The sequence below is a fragment of the Nocardia sp. CDC153 genome (assembly GCF_035818515.1).
Lineage (GTDB): Bacteria > Actinomycetota > Actinomycetes > Mycobacteriales > Mycobacteriaceae > Nocardia.
The window spans coordinates 1,354,367-1,377,128 of sequence record NZ_JAYKYU010000002.1; the positions used below are offsets into that span (position 1 = coordinate 1,354,367).

At 68.5% G+C, this 22,762-nt stretch carries 20 protein-coding genes; 7 read left to right on the forward strand and 13 right to left on the reverse strand.

What is annotated here, in order from left to right; translation table 11 throughout:
- Nucleotides 1-109 precede the first annotated feature (109 nt).
- From VMT65_RS14820 to VMT65_RS14830, 3 genes are all read right to left on the reverse strand, one after another.
- Nucleotides 110-793, reverse strand: a complete 684-nt coding sequence (locus tag VMT65_RS14820; RefSeq protein WP_326308773.1) for a PadR family transcriptional regulator — start codon at nt 791-793, stop codon at nt 110-112.
- Nucleotides 794-942: 149 nt separating this feature from the next.
- Complete coding sequence (locus VMT65_RS14825) at nt 943-1,431, reverse strand: carboxymuconolactone decarboxylase family protein (RefSeq protein ID WP_326308774.1); 489 nt, start codon at nt 1,429-1,431, stop codon at nt 943-945.
- A gap of 19 nt (nt 1,432-1,450) precedes the next feature.
- Nucleotides 1,451-2,518 carry an NAD(P)H-dependent amine dehydrogenase family protein gene (locus VMT65_RS14830; RefSeq protein ID WP_326308775.1) on the reverse strand — a complete coding sequence of 356 codons (1,068 nt, stop codon included), beginning with the start codon at nt 2,516-2,518 and terminating at the stop codon, nt 1,451-1,453.
- 57 nt (nt 2,519-2,575) lie between these two features.
- Between VMT65_RS14830 and VMT65_RS14835 the strand changes: the two genes are divergently transcribed.
- Together VMT65_RS14835 and VMT65_RS14840 are read left to right on the forward strand one after the other, a co-directional pair.
- Nucleotides 2,576-3,067, forward strand: a complete 492-nt coding sequence (locus VMT65_RS14835) for a nuclear transport factor 2 family protein (protein WP_326308776.1) — start codon at nt 2,576-2,578, stop codon at nt 3,065-3,067.
- 144 nt (nt 3,068-3,211) lie between these two features.
- Entirely contained in the window at nt 3,212-3,574 is a 363-nt protein-coding gene (locus VMT65_RS14840; RefSeq protein ID WP_326308777.1) for a DUF4189 domain-containing protein, read from the forward strand.
- Between the two features lie 78 nt (nt 3,575-3,652).
- Here the strand turns inward: VMT65_RS14840 and VMT65_RS14845 are convergent, their stop codons facing one another.
- Together VMT65_RS14845 and VMT65_RS14850 are read right to left on the reverse strand one after the other, a co-directional pair.
- Nucleotides 3,653-4,330, reverse strand: a complete 678-nt coding sequence (locus VMT65_RS14845) for an NADPH-dependent F420 reductase (protein ID WP_326308778.1) — start codon at nt 4,328-4,330, stop codon at nt 3,653-3,655.
- 100 nt (nt 4,331-4,430) lie between these two features.
- Entirely contained in the window at nt 4,431-4,757 is a 327-nt protein-coding gene (locus VMT65_RS14850; protein ID WP_326308779.1) for an ArsR/SmtB family transcription factor, read from the reverse strand.
- Nucleotides 4,758-4,868: 111 nt separating this feature from the next.
- Between VMT65_RS14850 and VMT65_RS14855 the strand changes: the two genes are divergently transcribed.
- A complete protein-coding gene (locus VMT65_RS14855) occupies nt 4,869-6,062 on the forward strand; it encodes an MFS transporter (protein WP_326308780.1) in 1,194 nt (397 codons plus the stop codon).
- Nucleotides 6,063-6,293: 231 nt separating this feature from the next.
- Here the strand turns inward: VMT65_RS14855 and VMT65_RS14860 are convergent, their stop codons facing one another.
- Genes VMT65_RS14860 through VMT65_RS14870 form a run of 3 tightly spaced genes read right to left on the reverse strand, consistent with a single transcriptional unit; the run spans nt 6,294 to nt 9,093 of the window.
- Nucleotides 6,294-7,253: an isopenicillin N synthase family dioxygenase gene (locus VMT65_RS14860; RefSeq protein ID WP_326308781.1), complete on the reverse strand. Its 960-nt coding sequence runs from the start codon at nt 7,251-7,253 to the stop codon at nt 6,294-6,296.
- Nucleotides 7,250-7,699: a nucleoside deaminase gene (locus VMT65_RS14865; protein WP_326308782.1), complete on the reverse strand. Its 450-nt coding sequence runs from the start codon at nt 7,697-7,699 to the stop codon at nt 7,250-7,252. Before VMT65_RS14865 ends, VMT65_RS14860 begins: the two co-directional genes overlap by 4 nt.
- 5 nt (nt 7,700-7,704) lie before the next feature.
- Nucleotides 7,705-9,093 carry a purine-cytosine permease family protein gene (locus tag VMT65_RS14870; RefSeq protein WP_326308783.1) on the reverse strand — a complete coding sequence of 463 codons (1,389 nt, stop codon included), beginning with the start codon at nt 9,091-9,093 and terminating at the stop codon, nt 7,705-7,707.
- Nucleotides 9,094-9,201: 108 nt separating this feature from the next.
- Here VMT65_RS14870 and VMT65_RS14875 point away from each other — a divergent pair, with 108 nt between their 5' ends.
- Nucleotides 9,202-10,044: an SCO6745 family protein gene (locus tag VMT65_RS14875; RefSeq protein WP_326308784.1), complete on the forward strand. Its 843-nt coding sequence runs from the start codon at nt 9,202-9,204 to the stop codon at nt 10,042-10,044.
- Here VMT65_RS14875 and VMT65_RS14880 read toward each other — a convergent pair.
- The 4 genes from VMT65_RS14880 to VMT65_RS14895 all read right to left on the reverse strand — a co-directional run bounded on the left by VMT65_RS14880 (nt 10,041) and on the right by VMT65_RS14895 (nt 16,579).
- Nucleotides 10,041-10,613 carry a methyltransferase family protein gene (locus VMT65_RS14880; RefSeq protein WP_326308785.1) on the reverse strand — a complete coding sequence of 191 codons (573 nt, stop codon included), beginning with the start codon at nt 10,611-10,613 and terminating at the stop codon, nt 10,041-10,043. The two genes, VMT65_RS14875 and VMT65_RS14880, sit on opposite strands and share 4 nt — an antisense overlap.
- A 136-nt stretch (nt 10,614-10,749) precedes the next feature.
- On the reverse strand, nt 10,750-11,964 hold the full coding sequence (locus VMT65_RS14885) for an FAD-dependent monooxygenase (protein ID WP_326308786.1): 1,215 nt from the start codon (nt 11,962-11,964) through the stop codon (nt 10,750-10,752).
- A gap of 101 nt (nt 11,965-12,065) precedes the next feature.
- Nucleotides 12,066-14,888, reverse strand: a complete 2,823-nt coding sequence (locus tag VMT65_RS14890; protein ID WP_326308787.1) for a BTAD domain-containing putative transcriptional regulator — start codon at nt 14,886-14,888, stop codon at nt 12,066-12,068.
- A gap of 95 nt (nt 14,889-14,983) precedes the next feature.
- Complete coding sequence (locus VMT65_RS14895; RefSeq protein ID WP_326308788.1) at nt 14,984-16,579, reverse strand: PucR family transcriptional regulator; 1,596 nt, start codon at nt 16,577-16,579, stop codon at nt 14,984-14,986.
- Nucleotides 16,580-16,690: 111 nt separating this feature from the next.
- On the opposite strand from VMT65_RS14895, the gene VMT65_RS14900 reads away from it, so the two are divergent.
- From VMT65_RS14900 to VMT65_RS14910, 3 genes are all read left to right on the forward strand, one after another.
- Nucleotides 16,691-18,181 carry a CoA-acylating methylmalonate-semialdehyde dehydrogenase gene (locus VMT65_RS14900; RefSeq protein WP_326308789.1) on the forward strand — a complete coding sequence of 497 codons (1,491 nt, stop codon included), beginning with the start codon at nt 16,691-16,693 and terminating at the stop codon, nt 18,179-18,181.
- A 25-nt stretch (nt 18,182-18,206) separates the two neighbouring features.
- On the forward strand, nt 18,207-19,574 hold the full coding sequence (locus VMT65_RS14905; protein ID WP_326308790.1) for an aspartate aminotransferase family protein: 1,368 nt from the start codon (nt 18,207-18,209) through the stop codon (nt 19,572-19,574).
- A 375-nt stretch (nt 19,575-19,949) separates the two neighbouring features.
- Entirely contained in the window at nt 19,950-21,365 is a 1,416-nt protein-coding gene (locus VMT65_RS14910) for an NAD(P)/FAD-dependent oxidoreductase (RefSeq protein ID WP_326308791.1), read from the forward strand.
- 201 nt (nt 21,366-21,566) lie between these two features.
- Here the strand turns inward: VMT65_RS14910 and VMT65_RS14915 are convergent, their stop codons facing one another.
- Nucleotides 21,567-22,715 (reverse strand): metallophosphoesterase, encoded by a 1,149-nt coding sequence (locus VMT65_RS14915; protein ID WP_326308792.1) that lies wholly within the window; start codon nt 22,713-22,715, stop codon nt 21,567-21,569.
- Nucleotides 22,716-22,762 lie beyond the last annotated feature (47 nt).

Genomic DNA, 22,762 nt, shown 5'->3' on the forward strand with positions numbered 1-22,762 from the left:
ATGCTGTGAATGCGGTTCGAGCATCCGGCGGTTCGCCGTCGGTCGTTCGGATTCGGCGGAGGCTCGGGTGTTGGCGCACCCGGGCTTCCGTTGTTTTCGAGCGGATTGCTCACTCGGGTGGTTTCGGCATCCCCCAATCCTCGAAGAATTTGTCGCTGACTTCCGGCGGCACACCGCCGTCGGGGTACCGCGCGGACAACTCGGTCAGTTGCCGCCAGGCGTCGAGGCCGCCCAGCACACCGGATTCGATGCGCTCGGCCAGTTCGGTGACGAAGTCCCGTTCGGCCTCGAGCATGCGCGTCTCGTAGTTGCTCTCGACGAGCAGCACCTCGGGCAGCCACGGGCGCGCGGGCGCGACCAACTCCTCGAGTTCGGCGATCTGCTTGTCCAGCATGGCGACTCGATGCCGCAGCAGCGCGATGGCCTCCTCCGGACCGACCGCGGGCAGAAACGACAGCGCGGCCATGAACCGCGGGTACTCCTTCTGCGGTTCGGACAGCCACTCGCGCATCCAGTCCCGAGCCTCCGCGGCCCCGGCCCCGGTGATCCGGTACACCGTGCGCGCGGGCCGATTGCCGTCCTGCTCGGCACCCACGACCTCGATGAACCCCTGCTTGAGCAGCGACTCGACCACCGGATACAGCGCGCCGAAGTTGATCCGGACGCTGCCCTCCTTGCCGCGCTGCTTGAGGGTCTGCGAGATCTGGTACGGGTGCATCGGCCGCTCCCAGAGCACCATCAGCACGGCCAAGGCCAAGGGATTGACCCGCCGAAATGCCCGCTGCGCGGCCACACCCACCTCCAATTACTCTGTCCAGAGTATGGTCGATTACTCTGGTCAGAGTACTCCCGGGGGCGACCCCGGACAAGACTCGGCCCCGTGACCGGAAATACTCCGGTCACGGGGCCGCGGGCGGAACGCTGTGGGCGGTGTGGCTCGGACTATGAGGCGCTGTGACCCGGCAGGACACACACGGCGTCGAGTCCGAGCACGTGGTTGAGGCGACCGAAGGCCAGCCAGGAACCCAGGCACATGGACAGTTCGACGATCTCCTTGTCGCTGTAGAGCTTCTTCATGCGGTCGAAGAACTCCTCGTCGAGCGCGTGATGGTCGAGGGCGTACACCTCGGCGTACTCGGCGGCCATGCGGGTGCGGTCGTCGAAGTTCTCCGTTGTGCGCCACTGGGTTACGTCGTCGGCGAAGGACTCCTCGACCTTCTCGCCATTGCGATCCGTGCGCCAGTCCAGACAGAACAGGCAGCCGTTGATCTGGGCGATGCGCAAGCGCGCGGCCTCGAATTCGCGTAGGCCCAAGGTGGAGTGGGAGTAGACGGCCAGCGAGAAGTTGGAGGCGGCCACACCGATGCCGGGAACCATTTCGCCCCAGACGTAGCCGATGGGGTCCTTGCCCTCGGGGATGTCGATGATCATGCCGTACTCCTTGTGAGTGTTACTGCTTCCCGAGCGTGCCGAAGGGCAACGGGACGTCGAGGGCGTCGTAGAGTCCGGGCTCGGCGGCGGCCAGCCACGGGATGGCGTTCACCAATCTGCCCACGGCCGTGGCGTTTCCGCCCGCCGAGTGATTGCCGTCCTCGTCGGTGGCCTGGACGGTGATCTCGATGCGGGGGCGGCCCTCGATCAGCACGCGGTGCGCGCCCGCGCCGCTGGGCGGCTGCGGCCAGTCCGGTGCGCAGCTGGCGTGAATGCGGGTGACGTGTTCGATCACGATGCGCGGGCTGCCGTCGACAATGCCCTGCACCTCGAAGCGGACCGCGCCCTGGGTGCCCGCCTCGAAGGCGCCCATGCGTTCGGTCTCGACGGTGTCGTCGAGGGCGCGCCGCTCGACCACCTCGCGAATATCGGTGAGCGGCACACCGAGCCCGCGGGCGATGAGGCGAATCTGCCCGCCCCACACCATGGTTGGAATGGTGGGCGCGAGCATGGGCGGCTGATAGTCCATGGGCTGGCCCATGCCGACCAGGTAGCGCACCGAATCGGGCTGGTCGTAGGTGGTGTAGTCGAAGATCTCCTGGCAGCGCAGGACGTCGATGGTGCTGCCGAGTCCGCTCATGAGCAGCGGCATGATGTCGTTGCCCCACCCCGGGTCGATGCCGGAGACGAACAGTGCGCCGCCGCTGTCCAGGGCGGCCTTCTCGACGCGGTCGCGCAGTTCGGCTGGGGCGCTGCGGTGGTCGTAGAGCGCGTAGAGGGCGGGGGTGACGACGACGGCTCCCGCGCTCAGGGCGCGTTCGATATCGGCGAGGGCGTCGTCGGGGCGGATGTCACCGGAGGCGGCGTAGACGACCGCGCGCGGGCCCGCGGCCAAGGCCGCGTCGATGTCGGCGGTGGCGGTGATTCCCAATTCGGTGTCCAGACCGGCCAATTCACCGGCATCGCGCCCGACCTTGGCCGGATTGTGGACCAGGACGCCGGTCAGCGCCAGCCCGGGATGGGCGGCGACGGCCCGGATAGCGGCACGGCCGACATTGCCCGTACCCCAGACCAGGGTGGAAATCATGCCGCGAACGTAGCAAATGCTTGGTAGGTACGGGTCCGATTCGGTTACATTGCGGTGATGGATTTCGAAGCACTCGAGGCGATTCGCCAACTCAAGCACCGCTACCTGCGGGGCCTGGACCTCAAGCAGTGGGACGTCTACGGCGACACCATGTGCGAGGACATCGTCGGCAAGTACGGCTCGCCCTCGGGTGGACTGCCCGCCGAGTTCCACGGCCGCGATCAGATCGTCGACTTCATGCGCAATTCGCTGGACGGCAAGAACATCATCAGCGTGCACGTCGCCAACCACCCCGAGATCACCGTCGACGGCGACACCGCAAGCGGCAGTTGGTGTCTCGAGGACACCATCATCGCCGCGGACTACGGGCTGCTGATTCGGGGCGCGGCGTACTACAACGACACCTATCGTCGCGAGGACGGCGTGTGGCGCATTGCCACCACCGGCTACGAGCGCCTGTACGAATACACCATGTCCACCGCCGACCTGCCCAGCTTCCAGCTGACCGCCAACCGGTGGGCCGATCTCGCCGCCGGTTCCGCGCACTGAGCAGGGCGATCGGAAGTTCCTGCGCCCCAGCGGATCCCCACGGTTAACGCGTTGCCGAAACCTGTCGATCATGAGTGCGACAACGGCGCTTGCACCTAAACCCTGACGGGTGCGCGCGCCATTTCGCTCAACGCTAGGAACAACATGCGCAAGACTCTGTTCGCCCTGACCGGCCTCGCCTTCGCCACCGCCGCCGCGGTGCTGCCCACCGCCCCGGCGCAGGCCGCGCCCGCGTCGTGGGGCGCGATCGCGGTGTCGGACAACGGCGATCTGGGCTGGGCCTGGAACTACGACACCGAGGGCGAGGCCAGCCAGGCCGCCGTCGACAAGTGCGGCCGCGCCAGCTGCTCCACCATCACCACCTTCACCGGCTGCGGTGCGGCGGCATTCTCGAACTCGATGAACAAGTACACCGGCGGCTACGGCGCGACCCCGTCCGAGGCGGAGAGCTCCGCGCTGTGGTACCCCGACTCGTACCTGGTGCGCGCCGCCATCTGCAACGACTGACGAGACGGGCCGGGCGACGGCCCTGACACCATCGCCCGGCCCGAATATCTCTGCCCCGCAATCTCTTCAGAAGATGATTCAGCGTTCGGCGGACTCGACCAGTTTGCGGATGGTGTCGGCGTTGACCGGTGCGCCGTCGTGTTCGTAGAACGGTTCGGCGGCACCGTATGGGGTGGCGTAGACCGGGGTGTTGGGTTGGGTGCGCCAGCTGTCGGCGAGTGCGCCGATATCGACGGTGTCGTAGCCGAGGGCGTTGATCAGTTCCGCCGCGGCCTTTTTCGCCTCGGTGTCATCGCCCGCGATGGGCAGGGCGGTGCGGTCGGCGGCACCGGCCGGACGGCCCAGGGTGGCCAGGTGCTTGAAGAAGATGTTGTTGAACGCCTTCACGACCCGGGAGCGCGGCAAATGCCGTTGCAGCAGTTCGGAACTCGTGACACCGCCCGCTTCCAGCTCACCGATCTCGCCGTCGCGCCCCGGATAGTAGTTGTTGGTGTCGATGACCACCTTGCCGACCAACGGCTCGACCGGCACCTGCTGATACGCCTTCAACGGCACGGTCACCACGACGATGTCGCCCGCCGCGGCGGCCTCGGCGGGCGTAGCTGCCCGGGCCCTGTCCCCCAGCTCGGCCACCAGGTCCGCCAATGTCTCCGGCCCGCGCGAGTTGCTGAGCACCACATCGATCCCCGCGGCGACGGCCAATCTGGCCAGCGTGCCGCCGATATTCCCACTCCCGATCAATCCAAGCGTCGTCATGCCCGCTCCCAACACGATGCGGCCAACCGATGTTCCCGGCGTCGGACCGACAGGGGGCGAATTCAGGTCAGGGTGAAGGAGAGACCCGGCACCCGAGGCGTCATACCCCCTGAGGCAGGGCCGAGGCGGCGCTCAGGGCGGCGTCGAGGACGCCGGGGAAGCGGGTGTTCAGGTCGTCGCGGCGGAGGCTGACGAAGCGGTTGCGACCGTCCTGGCGGGTGGAGATGAGGCCGGATTCGCGCAGGACCCGGAAGTGGTGGGACATGGTGGATTTGTGGACTTCGATGCCCTCGGCCGCCGCGGCGCAGGCGTGTTCCTGGTCGTCGGAGAGGCGGTCCAGCAGGCGCAGGCGCACCTGGTCGGACAGGGCGTGCATGACGGCGACGAATTCGATGTCGCCGGTGGCGGGTTGGGGCAGGTACCGCATGGCATCACCGTAGCAACTGTTGGATTGTTTGACATCTATCGAACCGTCTTCATAGTATGACGATCGTCAAACCAATGCGGATTCCCGCTCACCCTCCACGAGGAGACTCGGGTGAACTCTCGACTGATTACCTTGGCGCTGGGGACATTTACCATCGGTATCGACGCCTTCGTCACCGCCGGACTGGTCACGCCCGTGTCCAAAGACCTCGGCGTATCGACCTCGGCGGCCGGGCAACTCGTCACCGTCTTCGCGCTGTCCTACGCGATCCTGTCGCCGGTCCTGGCCACCGCGACCGCCCGGCTGTCCCGGAAAAGGGTGCTGCTCATCGCGCTTTCGCTGTTCGTGCTCGGCAATGTGGTGACCGCGCTGGCCGGGGCCTTCGGGCTGGTGCTGGCCTCGCGGGTGATCGCGGCCGCGGGCGCGTCGATGTACACGCCGAACGCCACGGCCGTGGCCGCCGCGCTCACTGCGCCCGAGCGGCGCGGGCGGGCCATCTCGGTGGTGATCGGCGGACTCACCGTGGCCACCGCCCTGGGCGTGCCCATCGGCTCCTGGATCGGCGGCTCCTTCAGCTGGCGGGCCACCCTGTGGCTGGTGGCGGCGCTGGGCGCGGTGGCGTTGATCAGCGTCGCGGCGATCGTCCCGGCGGTCCACCTGCCCGCTCCGGCACGCCTGCGCGATCGCTTGATGCCCTTGCGCGACACGACGATTGCCACCGGCCTGCTCCACGCGGTCCTGCTCTTCGGCGGCATGTTCACCGTCTACACCTATCTCGCGGCGGCCATGCACCCCGCCACCGGTGACAGCACGGGCCGCTTCACCATCCTGCTGTGGGTCTACGGCTTCACCGCGGTGGTCGGCAGCACCCTCGGCGGCCGTCTCGTCGACCGCCTGGGTTCCCGAAAGATCATGCCTTTCACCCTGATCGGCGCGATCGTCGTGCTGGCCCTGGTCCAAGCGTCCGGCCAGCACTTCCCCACCGCCATCGCCTGGTGCATCGCCTTCGGCATCCCCGGTTGGATCTGGGCCGTGGCACAGCAGCACCGCCTGGTGGAACTCTCACCCCAGGGTTCCCCACTCCTGTTGGGCCTCAACGCCTCCGCCCAGTACTTCGGCATCGCCCTCGGCGGCGCGGCGGGCGGCCTCGGCGTGCAGTGGTGGGGAGCGGGCTCACTGGGCTGGATCGGCGCGATCCTGGTGGTCGTGTCCCTCGGCCTCCTCACCCTCAGCTTCCACGACTCGGCGCGTGGAACCGCGGGTGCCGCAGCGGATATCGCGCTGACCCGCGCTGAGGCCGCCTAGCCGCCGCGACCGACTCCCCGACCGCCGGACCCACGCTTTTCGTCATTCCGGCATGCTTTTGGCCGGAATTCGCTGCCGGGGGGTGGATCCCGGTCAAAAGCACGCCGGGATGACGAGGGGCACTGCCGGGATTGGCGAGGAGATCGCCCCCACGGCCGCCGATGCTACGACGGCCGTGGGAACTCGCCCGGTGGACTGGGGGTCGCCAGACTTGTTGGCGAGGTTGATGTTTCAGCCGAGGGTGATGGCGTCGAGGCGGGTGCGGAGGAAGTCGGCGGAGATGACCGGGGGGAGGTTCTCGACGCGGCCGATGGGTGGGGCGAGGGGTGTCACCTGGGCGTCGTGGTCGAGTTCGTAGAAGTAGATGAGGGAGACGAGGTCTTCCTCAGGGGCGGATTCCTGGGGCGGGAGGACGCGGTGGCGGCCCGCGGGCCAGCGTTGGGCGCTCCAATAGGCCAGCAGGTCACCGATATTGACGGTGAGGGCGGCGGGGTCGTAGGGAGCGTCCTCCCAGCCGCCGTCGTCGGTGTAGACCTGCAGGCCGCCCGCGCCGGGTTCGCGGTCGAGGATGGTCACCGTGCCGAAGTCGGTGTGGGGACCGATGCGGAACTGGCCGGGCTCGGGTGGGCCCACCTCGGTCAGGGGTGGGTACCAGTTGATGTTGCAGGTCCAGGTGGGGCGGCTCGCCAAGCCTTGGAAAGGGTTGTGGGGCAGGGCCAATGCCGCGGCGAACAGGGCCAGCAGTTCGTCGGAGAGCACGCGCATGGCGTCGGTGTAGGTGAGGAACAGCTCGCGCAGTTCGGTCACCTCGGCGGGCCAGACATTGTCGAGGAACCAGACGTCGTCGACGAGGGCGTCGCCGGTGCGGGTGTCCGCGCCGATGGCGAAGGTCTCCTTGAGATCCGGTGGGGTTTCGGTGCCTTCGGCGTAGCCGTTGGCCTCGAGCCCGGGTCCGATCCACCCGCGCCCGCCCACCGACACCGCGTAGCGCTGTTTGACCGCCTCCGGCAGCGCGAAGAACCGGCGGGCCGCCGCACGCAGGGCGGCCGGAAGTCCTTCGGGCACACCGTGTCCGCGCACCAGCAGGAATCCGGCCCGCTGCATGCCCTCGTCCACCTCGCGCAGCACGGCCGCGGCGGACTCGCCGCCCGCGCGCCAGCGGTCCAGGTCCACGGTCGCGATCGGGGTCATTCCGCCACTCCAATATCCTCGTTCCATAGCTCCGGCCGTTCCGCGATGAAGCGGGTCATCATGTCCACGCATTCCGCGTCGTCCAGCACGGTGACCGAAACCCCGTGCGCGGCAAGCCAATCGTGTCCACCGGTGAAGGTGCGCGATTCGCCCACGATCACCGCGCCGATCCCGAACTGCCGCACCAGACCGCTGCAATACCAGCAGGGCGAGAGCGTCGTGACCATGATGGTGTCGCGGTAATCGCGCCGTCGCCCCGCATTGCGGAAGGCGTCGGTCTCGGCGTGCACGCTCGGATCGTCGTTCTGGACGCGCCGATTGTGCCCGCGGCCGAGCAGGTTCCCGCTCGCGTCGAACAGCGCCGCGCCGATGGGAATCCCGCCCTCGCGCAGTCCGAGCTGTGCCTCTTCATAGGCGGTGACCAGCAGATCCTGTGCATTGATCATGCCGATCATGCTGCCACCGCGGCGCGGGAAATCCGGGAGCGCACCAGGATCAGATAGGCCGCGCCGGAGAGCAGGAAGCCGACGAAGAACGTGATGTCGCCCAGCTGCGGCACCGCCTTGGCGATGGGTCCGACGAATTTCTCCTGGTTGGAGAACAGCACCACCGACACGACCAGCCCGATCAGGAATGCCGCCACCCCGCCCCAGTTGGCGTAGGACCGGTCGTAGAGCAGATGGTCGATGCGCTGGCCGCGCCGCAGGTACTCGTCGGCGAACACCACACCCAGCCACGGCCCGATCCAGTACGCCACGATCAGCAGGAAGCCCTCGTAGCTGGCCGCCGCGTCCGGCAGCGCCCACCAGGCGACCAGGAATCCGATCACGCCGAACGCCACCGACACCACCGCCCGCTGCGCGCGCACCGAGAACCTGAAGCCCATGGTGACGAAAGCCATTGCGCCCGAATACACATTGAGCGCGTTGGCCGCCACCGCGCCGACCGCGATGGCCAGCAGCGTCAGATCCTTCAGGAAGGGGGGCAGGTTGGCGGTGAACACATCGGTGGGGCTGCCCTGCGCGGTGCTCGCCACGGTAGCCGACGCCGCGCCGACCACGGACAGCCAGAAGCAGGACAGGAACAGTCCGGCCGAGGCATAGCCGCCGGTCGCGGTCTTGGAGGCCGAGGCGGGCAGGTAGCGGGAGTAGTCCGCCGCGTAGGGATTCCAGCCCGCGCCGTAGCCGAAGGCGGTGCCGACGGTCAGCAGGAAGCCACCCATGCCGCCCATGCCCCCGGCGGGTGCGGGTGCGCCCAGCGATGCCTTGCTGAAGATCACCACGGTCACCAGCGCGAACACGATGGCCAACAGCGGGAAGGCGATTCGCTCGAAGGCCTGCACCAGATTGTGGCCGAAGAACGCGAAGGCCGTCTGCGCCACCACGATCACCAGCAGCGCGGGCACCTTCGGCAGCCCGGTCAGCGAGTTGAGTGCGAACGCGCCGCTCACCGAGTTGGTGGCGAACCAGCCGACACCGCACATGATCGACATGAACGCGGCCGGAAGGGTATTGCCGCGGTATCCGAAGGCCAAGCGGCCCAACACCATTTGCGGAACCCCGTGCAGCGGACCGCGCACCGACAGCAAATAGTGCGCCGCCGCGCCGAGCCCCAACCCGATCGCCAGGCCCAGGCTCGCCTGCCAGAAGTTCATGCCGTAGGCGGTGACGGCGAGCACGCCGACGAACACCGTCGCGAATTCCATGTTCGGAGACATCCACGTCCAGAACAGTTTTCGCGGCGTGCCGTGCCGGGCATCCTCGGGAATGTAATCGTCGCCGCCGGGCTCTACGGCGATCACCTTGTCACCGTAGGCCGACCGGGCTTGCGTGTCGGTCATGGGAGGAATTGTGCGGTTTCGATTGTTGCCTCGATATGAATTGGGGTTACCAGCAGATACCAACCATCCTGGCTTCAGTTCGCTGAACTCAGTCGCTAGGGTGGGCGTATGGACAACGCGTTCGCCCGCGACATGTGGCGCGTGCTGGAGCCGCTGCATGCCGTCTCCTATTTCGCCGCCGACTGCATTGCCGCCAACAAGGCCGTCGGGCTCCGGGGATTCTGGATGGGGTATTTCGCATCGCGTTCGGCGCCTTTGGGCACGGTCGGTCCGTCGGTGGTGGAGGCCACGTTCTACAACTTCCATCCGGCCATGGTTCGGCGGGCCATTCCGGACGCCTGGGGTTTCGCCACACCGGACGCGGTGATCGCGACCCGGACCATCGCGGCGGCCGCGGTGCTGCGCAACGTGGTGCCCGACATCACCACCATTGCCGCCCGCGCGGTCCCCCACCTGTACGAGGCGATTGCCGCCGCGCCCGCGCCGGGCCGCCCGCTCTTCGCCGCCAATCGTGATCTGCCGACACCGGGCGATGCGGTGCACGCGCTCTGGCAGGCGGCCACGGCGCTGCGTGAGCATCGCGGTGACGGGCATGTGGCGTGTCTGTTGAGCGAGGGCATCGACGGGTGCGAGGCGCATGCGCTGTTCTCGGCGGCGACCGGGACGCCCGAGCAGCTGTGGCGCGACAATCGGGGCTGGAGCGAAACCGATTGGCAGGCAGCGCGAGAGCGGCTGCGGGGACGTGGGCTCCTGGACGCCGATGGCATCACCGACGCCGGGCGGGCGCTGCGGCAGCACATCGAGGCCCGCACCGACGCCCTGGCCATGACGGCCTATCGCGACGTCCCCGGCATGGTCGAAACCCTCTCGGTGCTGACCCCCGCCGCTCGCGCGGTCGTGCGCAGCGGCGAGGTGCCCTACCCGAATCCGATGGGGGCCGATCCCGCCTAGTACACGCCGGGGACCAGGCGCTTGGTGGCCATGCGGTAGGTCTCGTACGGTGCGCCGAGCGTCGCGACGAGGGTCTTCTCCTCCAGATTTATGCGGCGGAGGAAGGCGTAGGTGGGGACGACTGCGGTCAGCAGTAGCGACGGGAAGGTCGCGGTGGCGATGCCGAAGCCGACGGTGATGAGCAGCACGCCGGTATAGGAGGGGTGACGGACCCAGCGATAGGGCCCGTGGCTGATGACCGGCTGGTCGGCGTCGACCTCGACGGTGGTGCGGAAGTGCTTGCCCAGCACCGCGATTGCCCACGTCCGAATCACCAGGCCGAGCCACATGAGGGCGACGCCGAGCACCTGCCACGGTACGGCGGGGCCCGGGAAACGCAGCGGGCTGTCGGACGGCAGGAAGATGGCCACCACGTTCGCGAGCGTCATGGCCGCCGCCACCAGCAGCATGATGGCCAGGCGGGTATGACCGTCACCGGCCGTGGATCCGGTCCCGCGCACGCGATCCCGCACGCGCAGGGCGATTTCGAAGGCCAGCCACACCCAGGTGGTCACTACGGCGATGTTCACGGGCGACGGTCCTTTCGCGGTTCGAGCCGAATGTCTCGAGAGTCCCATCGAACGGCATTCGCGCACATCGGGGATCCACCCGGAGACCGAAAACCCCCGACCCCGGGTACGACCCGGGGTCGACCTCGGGGGTCGCTCAGTACGTCCGCAGTCGAACGGCGTTGGCGGCCTTCTCGATCGGCTTGATGATGGGGCGCAGCGCCAGACCCTTCCACGGCAGGTAGCGCAGCATCTTCAACATGGTGGTCTGCATGCGCAGGGCCTTGGCGTCACCGGCGACCATCTGGGTGGCATTGTTCCAGCCCAGGGTCAGGTTGGCGTCGATGTATTCGCGCAGCCGGTCCTGGTAGGCGGCGAAGGCGACGCGGTGATCGCCCGCGGCGGCCCGCAGTTCACCGGCGAGCACGTACGCGCCGACCAGCGCCATGCTGGTGCCCTGCCCCGACAGCGGGGACGGGCAATAGGCGGCGTCACCGAGGAGGGCGACGCGGCCGCGCGACCAGTGCTCCAGGTGGATCTGGCTCACCGTATCGAAGTAGAAGTCCGGCGAATCCGGCATGGCGCGCAGGAGATTCGCGACCTCCCAGCCGCCGTCGGCGAACACCTCGGCCACCAGGCGCTGCTGGGCGGCGATATCGCGGCGGTCGGGCAGCTGCTCGGGGGCGGGGAAGATGAACTGCGCCTTGGCCGATGCCTGCTGGGTGCTGTAGACCTGCACCATCTTGCCGGGTGTCGCGTGCAGCAACTCCCAGTGATCGAGGTCGAGGTAGTTGGGCACCGAGATGACGCAGGCGGCCATGCCGGTGTGGCGGGCGAACCGCTCCTCCGGGCCGAAAACGCTGCGGCGCACGGTGGAATGCATGCCGTCCGCGCCGATCACCAGATCGAAGACGCGGGGCGCGGCAGTGCGGAAGTGCACCTCGACGCCGTCGGCGTGCTCGACCAGCCCGGTGATGGAATCCCCGAAGCGGTATTCGACGCCATTCTTGCTGGCGTCGAACAGGATTCGCGCCAGGTCCCCGCGCAGCACCTCGTCGTCACCGGGCGAGCGCAGGCCGATCAGATCTGGGCCGAGGGTGGCCAGCGGCTTCCCGTTCGCATCGACCCAGGCCCCGCCCCGCATATCGGTCGAGGCCTTGCGGATCTCGTTCGACAGCCCCATCCGGTCGATGACCTCCATGGCGACACCACGAATATCGACCTTGTACCCGCCCTCCCGCAGCGCGGGAGCCTGCTCCACGACGGTCACGGTGAACCCGTACTCCCGCAGCCAGAAGGCAAGCGCCGGGCCGGCGACGCTGGCCCCGGAGATCAGAACGGTCTTGTTGGCGAACTGCTGTGTGTTGGTCATGCACAAACCTTCGCCAACACCCCTCACCAAACCTTCACCATCGCCTCACCGCCCCTCACCAACCGCCTGACTTGCGATTACACGAAGCCCGCGACCGCTGATCACGCCTCGTCGAGTAGGGCGAGTCCGCGGCGTGCGGCCTCGTGCGCCGCGGCGAGGGTGGGCGAGCCGTCGACCGGGATGTCCAGTACGGCCGCGTAATACGTGTGCGCGGCGGGGGAATGCTGGATTCGGGCCGCATCGCCCAAGCCGCGCAGGGCGTTGGCGTGCATGTCGGTCGCGCCGTGGGTGCGGGCCAGTTCGGCCGCACGCTCGTAGTCCGCCCGGGCCGCCTCGATATCGCGGTGCTCGCCCTCGCCGCCGAGGCGGATATCGCCGCGCTGGGTCAGGAGCTCGGCCGTGTCGGCGACCCAACCCAGTTCGGTGTTCACCGCGATCGCCTCGTCGATCAATGCCAGTGCGGTCGTTCGGTCGCCCTGCCGCTCGGCTACCGCGGCCAGTTTGTCGAGGCTCGCGGCGATGGCCCACCGGTCCCCCGTCGCCCGGAAACCCGCTAGCGCCGCGGCGAATTCGGGTTCGGACTCCACGATCTTGCCCGACATGAACAGGCCGAGGCCGTCGCCCAACCGCAGGAAGGCCTGCGACCAGGCGTCGGATCCGAACAACCGCCGCAGCGTCGCGGGCTCGCCGGGCACCATGCCACCGGCCAGGGCGAGCAGGAGGATCACATGCGGTTGCCGCAGTGGCTCTTTCAGCGCCGCGAGCCCCGCTGCGGCGCGCTCGACCTCCGAACCGAAATCCACCCGGCCCCGCGCCGCGACCGCGACGCACAACGCATACCGCTCCACGTCGAGCTCGACCTGGCGCGCCGCGTCGGTCTCGACTTGGCACTCAGGTCCGCCGAAACTCGAATCCAGTTGGGGCAGTATCTTCCTGGCCAATTCGGGACCGTCTCCGGGGCGGCCGGTGAGCCACCAGAACCAGGCCTGGGCGGCGATGAGGCGCGCGGCGAGGGCGGGGTCGGCCGCGGCGGACCAGTGCAGGGCCGATTGGAGGTTGTCGTGGTCGGCGGCCAGGCGGGTGAGGTGGTCGAGTTGGGATGGGCCGCGCAGCAAGGGATCCGAGGTCTCGGCGAGGGTTGTGAAGTATTCGGCGTGGGCGCGCTGAGTGCGTTCGTGGTCGCCGGATTCGAGGGACCGCCGCCGGGCGAATTCGCGAATGGTTTCGAGCATTCGGTAGCGTCCCTGGCCGACGTTCAGCAGCGATTTGTCGACCAGGTCGGCCAACAGGTCGTCGATATCGTCGAGACCGCAGACTTGCCGGGCGGCCGCCGCGGTCGCACCGCCCGCGAACACCGAGAAGCGTTGAGCCAGTTGCCGTTCACTCGAATCCAGCAGGTCCCAGCTCCAGGCGACCACGGCCTGCAGGGTCTGATGGCGGGGTTCGGCGGTGCGGTCGCCCCGGGCGAGCAGGCGGAAGCGATCGGACAGCCGCGCATCGATCTCCGGAAGCTCGAGGGTCCGCAGCCGCGCGGCCGCCAGTTCGATCGCCAGCGGCAAACCGTCCAGGCGGGCACAGATTCTGGCGACCATGCCGATGGTGCCCGCGTCAACGGTGAAGCCGGGACGAACGGCGGACGCGCGATCCGCGAACAGCCGCACGGCCGGTCCGGAAAGCTGATCGGCCAGTGGCGAATCCGGTTTGGCGAGCGGCAACTGCGGTACGACGAACACGGATTCGCCGGTAATCCGCAAGGCCTCGCGACTGGTGGCCAGCACCCGTACCCCCGGACAGTCCACCAGCAGCCGATGAACGAACCGCGCCGCCTCCAGCACCACCTGCTCACAGTTGTCCAGAATGAGCACGATCCGCCGATCGGCCAGCATGGTCCGCAACCGCCGCTCGACCTCGCCGCCGGCGGTCGCGCCGAGGGCGGCGGCTACGGCCTGGGGGATCTGGTGTCCGTCGGTGAGAGGGGCCAAGTCGATGAAGCGGACTTCGCCGCGTAGGCGGGAGGCCGCCGCGAGAGCCAGGCGGGTTTTGCCGGTGCCGCCGGGGCCCACCAGGGTGACGAGGCGGGATTGAGCCAGGAGGGGAAGTAGTTCGGAGAGTTCGGTTTCGCGGCCTATGAAGCTGGTGAGCGGGGTGGGGAGGCGGCGGTCCGAGGCCGGGGCGAGCTCGTCCGCGCGAAGGATCGCGAGGTGAGCGGCCATGAGTTCGGCGGAGGGGTCGGTGCCGAGTTCGTCGGCGAGCAGGCGGCGGCCGCGTTCGAAGCAGTCCAGGGCTTCGGCCTGGCGACCCGCCGCGTAGAGGGCCCGCATGAGCAGGGCGCGGGCCCGTTCCCGAAGTGGATGGGCGGCAACCAATTCCGATAGCGCACCCAGGACGGCGTCCGGCTCACCGACGGCCAGGGCGGCCTCGGCCCGGTCCTCCTCGGCGGCCAATCGCGCCTCGTCCAGGCGGGCGGCCTGCGCCTGCGCGAACGGCGCATCACGCACATCGGCCAGAGCGGGCCCGCGCCACAACGCCAATGCCTGCTCCAGCAGCGGCAGCGCGGCGGCGGGATCATTGTCCCGCAACGCTTTCCGACCCAGCCCCGCCAACCGGGCGAAGCGGTGCGCATCAACCGCCTCCGCCGGGGCGGCCAATCGATAACCCGCACCGGCCGATTCGACGAACTCCCCCTCCCCCAGCCCACTCCTCAGCGCCCGCCGCAACCGAGAGACCTGCGACTGCAACGCATGCCCCACATCCCCCGCCGCCTGCTCCCCATACAGCTCGTCGATCAGCCGCTCCCGCCCTACGACCCGCCCGGCCTCCAACGCCAGCACCGCCAATAGCGCCCGCACCTGCGGCCCCCCAATCGGAAACGGCGTCCCATCCCCCCGCCAAGCCTCCACCGCCCCCAAAATCCCGAACTCCACGCCAGCAGTATGCCCCGCCCCCACTCTCACCCCACGAGCATGCAATTCGGCAGGGGTCTTCTCGGCCGATGCCTGCTGGATTGCATGCTCGTGGGTCAGCGGGGGGCGGGGAGGAGGTCGCGGATGAGGAGGGCGGTGTGGAGGGAGGTGCGGGTTTCGCCGTTGTCCAGGTCTATGGCGAGGATTCGTTCTATGCGGGAGAGACGGTCGTAGAGGGTGGGGCGGCTGATGTTGAGGCGTTTGGCTAGTTCGGTTTTGTTGCCGGCCAGGTCCAGGAAGTTGCGGAGGGTGGAGGTCAGGTCGGTGGAGTTGCGGATGTCGTGGCGGAGGAGGGCGGAGAGTTCGGTTTCGGCGAAGCGTTGGACGCCGGGCTCGTCGCGGATGAGGGAGAGCAGGCCGCGCAGGCGGATGTCGCCGCTGCGGTAGAAGGGGCGGGGGGTCGAGGGGGCCAGGGAGAGGGCGACTTCGGCGACGTGGGCGGCCTGGGCCAGTTCGCGCGCGGTGTCGAGGAGGGAGTCGGATTCGGCGGCCGTGCCGATGACGGCGCGGTCCACGCCGGGGACGCGGCGGATTTCGGCGAGGATGGCGGAACAGGCCGCGGTGAGGGCGGTGTCGAGGTCGCCGCTGCGAGAGATGGCCAGTACCAGGGTGATTCGCGTGCCGTGGTCGGGGGCGGCGAGGGCGGTCGCCTTCGCGAGGGCGACACCGTGCAGGGTGGCGTCGAGCAGGGCGGCCGTACGGCGTTGCTGGGCAACGGGATCCGATTCCGCGGTCGCGGCGATATCCACGGCGAGCGGGACATAACGGGCACGACGGGACAGACCGAGAGCCGCGGCCAGCGCGATCGCGTCGCGCTCATCGGTGATGCGGCCGGTGACCATATCGTCGATGAGCCCGGTCTGCGCCTGGCGGTGCAGGCCGAAGCGATCGCGTTCGACCATGCGGTGCAGAGTCAGCGTCTGGGCGGCACGTTCGAGGACCATGCGAGCGCGGGCATCGGCACCTTCGGGAGCGCGGAGGATGAGGCGGCCCCAGGCCTGCGTATGTGGCCCCACCGGAACGACATTGGGGTCGGTGTCGGGGAGGAGGCGGGAGGTGGTTTCCCAGTGGTCGAGGAGGGCGGGGGTGTTGGTGTGGCGGGCGGTCAGGGCGAGGACGCGGTGGGTGAGGTCTTCGAGGACGACCGAGGCGTCCAGCATTTCGGCAGCTGTCTTCACGATTTCGGCCAGGGCGGCGCGGCGGACGCTGAGGGCGGTGAAGGTTTCGTGGACGGTGCGGGCGAATTCCAGTTCGGCGTATTGGTCGGCCACGATCACCCGGTGCACCGCCTCGGTGATCTCCACGAAGCGCACCACGCCGTGCAGCGCGATCACCGGCAGGCCCAGGCGATCGGCCGTGCGCACCACCACCGGCGGCAATCTCCGCACGTAAGTGCCCAATTCGACGACCAGCCCCGAAACCCCGGCGGCCGCCAGGGATTCCAGATAGGCCACGGTCGCCGCGTCGGATCCGGCCAGCGCCTGCCCGGTCGTGAGAATCAATTCCCGCCCGACCAAGAGCTCGGCCACCTCCGGCAGCTCGCTCACGTGCACCCACCGCACCGGCCGGTCCAGGCTCCCGCCGCCCGCGTGCTCGGGCTGCCCGGCCTGGACAACGGGCATGGCTACGACGTCGGCAACGGTGAGGTGCATCGACGAAGTGTAAAACGAAACGGGAAACCACGGACATTATGTCGGGCATCAACCGGCGGGTAATGCCGCAGAGTAGGGACGGCAGCACAGCATCAGAGGAATCGAGGACACATGCAGACCATCGCCCACTGGCTCGACGGCAAACCCTTCGCCGGTTCCTCCACGGCGAGCGCGCCCGTCACCAATCCCGCGACCGGCGTGGTGACCGGACAGGTCGCCCTGGCCTCCGCCGCCGACGTCCGCACGGTGGTCGACGCCGCCGTGGCCGCCTTCCCGGCCTGGCGCGACGCCTCCCTGGCCAAGCGCACCCAGGTCCTGTTCCGCTTCCGCGAACTGCTCAACGAGCGCAAGGAAGAGCTGGCCGCGTTGATCACCGCCGAACACGGCAAGGTGCTCAGCGACGCCCTCGGCGAGGTGACCCGCGGCCTGGAGATCGTCGAATTCGCCTGCGGCATACCGCATCTGCTCAAGGGCGGCTACACCGAGAACGCCTCCACCAAGGTCGACATCTTCTCGGTGCGCCAGGCCCTGGGCCCGGTGGCGATCATCTCGCCGTTCAACTTCCCGGCCATGGTGCCCATGTGGTTCTTCCCCGTCGCCATCGCGGCCGGGAACACGGTGGTGCTCAAGCCCAGCGAGAAGGACCCGTCACCGTCGCTGTGGATGGCGGAGCTGTGGCAGGAGGCCGGACTGCCCGACGGCGTGTTCAATGTGGTGCAGGGCGACAAGGTGGCCGTGGACGAGCTGCTGGAAAACCCTGCCATCAAGGCGATCTCGTTCGTCGGATCCACCCCGATCGCCAAGTACGTCTACCAGAACGGCACCGCCAACGGGAAGCGCGTGCAGGCGCTCGGCGGGGCCAAGAACCACATGGTGGTGCTGCCCGACGCCGATCTGGACCTGGCCGCCGACGCCGCGGTGAACGCGGGCTTCGGCTCGGCCGGTGAGCGCTGCATGGCGATCAGCGCATTGGTGGCGGTCGGCTCCATCGCCGACGACCTGGTGTCCCGAATCGCCGAGCGCGCCAAGACGATTCGCACCGGCGACGGCACCCGCGGCACCGACATGGGCCCGCTGGTGACCCAGGCGCACCGCGACAAGGTGGCCTCCTACGTGGCGGCGGGCGAATCCGCCGGGGCCACGGTCGTGCTCGACGGCCGCGCGGTGGACGCCGACGGCGCGGCCGAGGGATTCTGGCTCGGCCCAACGATTCTCGACCACGTCACCACCGATATGACCGTCTACACCGACGAGATCTTCGGCCCCGTCCTGTCGGTGGTCCGCGTCGAGAGCTACGACGACGCCCTGGCCCTCATCAACGCCAACCCCTACGGCAATGGCACCGCCCTGTTCACCAATGACGGCGGCGCGGCCCGGCGCTTCCACAACGAGGTGGAGGTCGGCATGGTCGGCATCAATGTCCCGATCCCGGTTCCCATGGCCTACTACAGTTTCGGCGGCTGGAAGAACTCCCTGTTCGGCGACTCGCACGCGCACGGCACCGACGGCGTGCACTTCTTCACCCGCACCAAGGCGGTCACCACCCGCTGGCTCGACCCCAGCCACGGCGGCCTGAACCTCGGCTTCCCCCAGAACCACTGACGCTGACTCCTCGAAGGACATCGCCATGACACTGCCCAATGGCTTGACCCCCGACGCGGCGCGGGAAAAAGCCGCCCGCGCCTATGAATTGGATCGCGCGCACGTCTTCCATTCGTGGTCGGCGCAGAAGTCGTTGAATCCCATGGTGATCACCGCCGCCCAAGGCTGTTACGTATGGGACGGCGAGGGGAATCGACTCCTGGATTTCTCCTCGCAAATGGTGAATACCAATATCGGACACCAGCATCCGAAGGTGGTGGCCGCGATTCAGGAGCAGGCGGCCACGCTGTGCACCATCGGCCCGGCCTTCGTGAACGACGCCCGCTCCGAGGCCGCGCGGCTCATCGCCGAACGCACACCGGGCGAGCTGAACCGGATCTTCTTCACCAATGGCGGGGCGGACGCGGTCGAGCACGCGGTGCGCATGGCACGGCTGCACACCGGCCGCTACAAGGTGCTCTCGCGCTACCGGTCCTATCACGGCGGCACCGAGACCGCGGTGAACCTCACCGGCGACCCCCGGCGCTGGCCCAATGACCACGGCAATGCCGGGGTCGTGCACTTCTTCGGACCGTTCCTGTACCGCTCGCAATTCCATGCCGGCACCGAGGCCGAGGAAACCGAACGCGCGCTGCAGCACCTCGAGCAGACCATCGTGTTCGAGGGACCGAGCACCATCGCGGCCATCATTCTCGAATCCATTCCGGGCACGGCCGGAATCATGGTTCCGCCACCGGGATACCTGGCCGGGGTTCGCGAACTGTGCGACCGCTACGGCATCGTGTTCATCGCCGACGAGGTGATGTCCGGATTCGGGCGCACCGGCAAATGGTTCGCCATCGAGCACGCGGGCGATGTCGTGCCGGATCTGCTGACCTTCGCCAAGGGCGTCAACTCCGGGTATGTGCCGCTCGGCGGCGTGGCCATCGCGCCGCACATCGCGGCCACCTTCGATGATCGGCCGTATCCGGGCGGGCTCACCTACTCCGGGCATCCGCTCGCCACGGCCGCCGCGGTCGCGACCATCAACGCCATGCGGGACGAGGGGATCGTCGAGAACGCGGCCGATATCGGCGAGCGGGTCATCGGCCCGACCCTGCGCGAATTGGCCGGGCGGCACCCGAGCATCGGCGAGGTCCGCGGCAAGGGCGTGTTCTGGGCGGTCGAGCTGGTCCTCGATCGCGCCACCCGCGAACCGCTGGCACCCTACGGCGGCAGCAGCCCGGCCATGGCCGAGACCGTGGCCGCCGCCAAGGCCGCCGGACTGCTGCTGTTCGTGAATTTCAATCGCCTGCACGTGGTCCCGCCGTGCATCATTTCCGAAGCCGAGGCCAAGGAGGGACTCGCGATTCTCGACCAGGCACTGACCATCGCCGACGGGCACACCGTCTGATGGCATAACGGCGGCGACACGGTTACGCCCGCTGCGCGTAATCGCTTCGGGTTTGCGCTATCCTCACGGCACACATCACATTCCGAGGTGGTCGACCGTGGAAACCCGCACCGCCGGGTTGGACCCGAGGCTGCGACACGCAGCCATGAATATCGCCGGGCAGCTGCGCATGCGCCGCCGCTGCGACGATCGCGCCGCCACCAGCTGAATTCTTCGAAGGCCGCCGACTGGTCACCTCGCGTGACCATCGGCGGCTTTCGCGCATCCCGAACCGCCCGTCGACCCGACGCATCGCGGTTCCGGACAGCCCCCAATCCATCCTCGAGAGTCGAGGTGTGCCGTCGCGTACGGCAGGAACGAAGGAGTTGATCGGCCATGTCGGCCAAAGGAAGCAAACTGTGGGCGTCGGCCCTGAAAGACGCAGCGCCGACGCCGTACTGGACCGACCGGCCCGAGCGGCCGGCCCCCACCGACCCTCTCACCACCGCGACCGACGCGGATCTGGCCGTCATCGGCGGCGGCTACAGCGGGCTCTGGACCGCGCTGCTGGCCAAGGAACGCAATCCCGGCACCGATGTGGTGCTGCTGGAATCCGGTCTCTGCGGACACGCGGCCTCGGGCCGCAATGGCGGATTCTGTTCCGCCAGCCTGACTCACGGCCTCGCCAATGGCATGGAACGCTTCCCCGACGAGATCGGGGAGCTGGAACGCCTCGGCCGCTCCAACCTCGACGATATCGAGAAGGCGATCCTGCGCTACGGCATCGACTGCGATTTCGAACGCACCGGTGAGATGGAGGTCGCCACCGCGCCGCACGAGGTCGAATGGCTGCGGGAAAGCCACGACGCGGCCGAATCCCTTGGCTACCGCACCGAATTGCTGGACGCGGCGCAGGTGCAGGGCATGGTGCACTCGCCCACCTACCTGGGCGGCTGGTGGGATCGCGACGGTGTCGCCATGCTGGATCCGGCGCGGCTGGCCTGGGGATTGCGGCGCGCCTGCCTGGAATCGGGGGTGCGGATCTACGAAGGCACTCCCGTGCAACGGATTTCGAAATCCTGCGGCGGGACGTTGACGCTGCACACCCCGCACGGGGAAGTGCGCGCACCCCGAGTTGCCTTGTGCACCAGTGCGTTCGCGGGACCGGTGCCCAAGGTGTCACGGCATGTGGTGCCGGTCTACGACTACGCGCTGATGACCGAACCGCTCACCCGTGAACAGCTCGACAGCATCGGCTGGCACACCCGCATGGGCCTGGGCGACGCCTCCTACCGCTTCCACTACTACCGCCTGACCAGCGACAACCGCATTCTGTTCGGCGGCTATGACGCCATCTACCACTTCGGCAACCGCATCGCGCCGAACCTGGAATACAACGAGGCCACCTTCGAAACCCTGGCCCAACACTTCTTCCAGACCTTCCCCCAACTCGACGGCCTGCGCTTCACCCACCGGTGGGGCGGCGTCATCGACACCTGCGGCCGCTTCTGCGCCTTCTTCGGCTCCGCCTACAAGGGCAAACTCGTCTACGCCGCGGGCTACACCGGCCTGGGCGTCGGCGCGACCCGCTTCGGCGCGGAAGTCATGCTCGACCAACTCTGGAACGAGGACACCGAACGCACCCGCCTCCGCCTGGTCCGCTCCCGCCCCCTCCCCCTCCCCCCAGAACCCTTGCGCTCCGCCGGAATCCACCTCACCCGCTGGTCCCTGGCAAGAGCCGACTCCCACCAGGGCCGCCGCAACCTGTGGCTCAAAACCCTCGACTACACGGGCTTGGGCTTCGACAGCTGAGCGCCGCGGCCGCCCCACCCACCGAGGCGCGGTGGCCGCAACCCCCCGTCATCCCGGCGCGCTTTTGGCCGGAATCCACCACGGCAGGATGGATCCCGGCCAAGAACATGCCGGGATGACGAGGGGGCTCGGGCCGGATTGAGGGGCTCAGGCCGGATTGCCGAGAGGCTCGGGCCGGGAGGACGAGGCGGCGATGTCGAATCAGGAGGGTAGTGCTGCCGGTTGTATCGGGGTGCGGAGGATAAGGACGGTGATTTCGCTGGGGGCGAAGAGGCGGAGTTGGGGGCCCCAGAAGCCGGTGCCTCGGCTGGTGTAGAGCTGGGTGTGGGTGCCGTGTCGGGAGAGGCCCGAGACGACCGGCTGGTCGAGGCGGACCAGGTAGCGGAAGGGCCAGATCTGGCCGCCGTGGGTGTGGCCCGAAATCTGGAGGGCCACACCGGCGGACACGGCGTCGGTGACCTGCTTCGGCTGATGGGCCAGCAGGATCACCGGGAGCGCGGGGTCGGCTCCTGTCAAGGCGGTCTTGATGTCGGGGCCGTGGCCGGGGAGCGAAACACCGGTCGGGTCGTCGATGCCCGCGAGGACGAGGCTGTCGCCATTGCGGGTGATGATCTCGTGCGCGTTGCGCAGGGGCTGCCAGCCCAGGCCGGACATGTGGTCGATCCACCCCGGTGCGTCGCCGAAGTACTCGTGGTTGCCGGTGATGTAGAAACGCCCGTACTCGGCTTCGACCTTGCCCAGCGGGTCGACCTGCGCCCGGCGCGCGGCCACCGAGCCGTCGGCGAGATCGCCCGCATGGCAGGCGATATCGGGGCGCTGCGCGTTCACCTCCTCGACCACCCGCTCCGACCAGCGCAGGCGGTCGGTGGCCGCGTAGTGGGTGTCGGTGACGACCACCATTCGCAGACCGTCCAAACCCGCACCGAGACCGGGGATCTCGACCTCCAGGGTCCGCACCCGCGGCACGCGCCGCGCCTCGTAGATCGCCCAGGCGCTCAATCCGATCCAGATCGCGAGCACGCCGAGCGCCACGATCCGCGACCGCGCCGGATCGTCCACACCCGCCACCCCCAGCCCGGCCCGCACGACCGCGCCGATCACCGACCAGGTGAACAGGACCCACATCACACCCAGCAGCGTGTCGCCGACCAGCGACGCCGCATCCGACTGCCGGGGTCCGTGGCCGAGCAGCATGCCCGCGGGCAGCGCCAGATAGCCGAGCAGGAAAGCCGCCGAGCCCAGCCAGAACCCGGGCCCGGATAGGGTGGTGTAAACCAGCAGCCACCACGGCAGGGCGAACAGAAGCGCGGGAATGCCGAGGAACAGAACCGCGCGCGGAACGTACTTCACGGGAGATCATCCTTGTCGGACCGAAGGCCGCCGGATCCGGCGTGCTA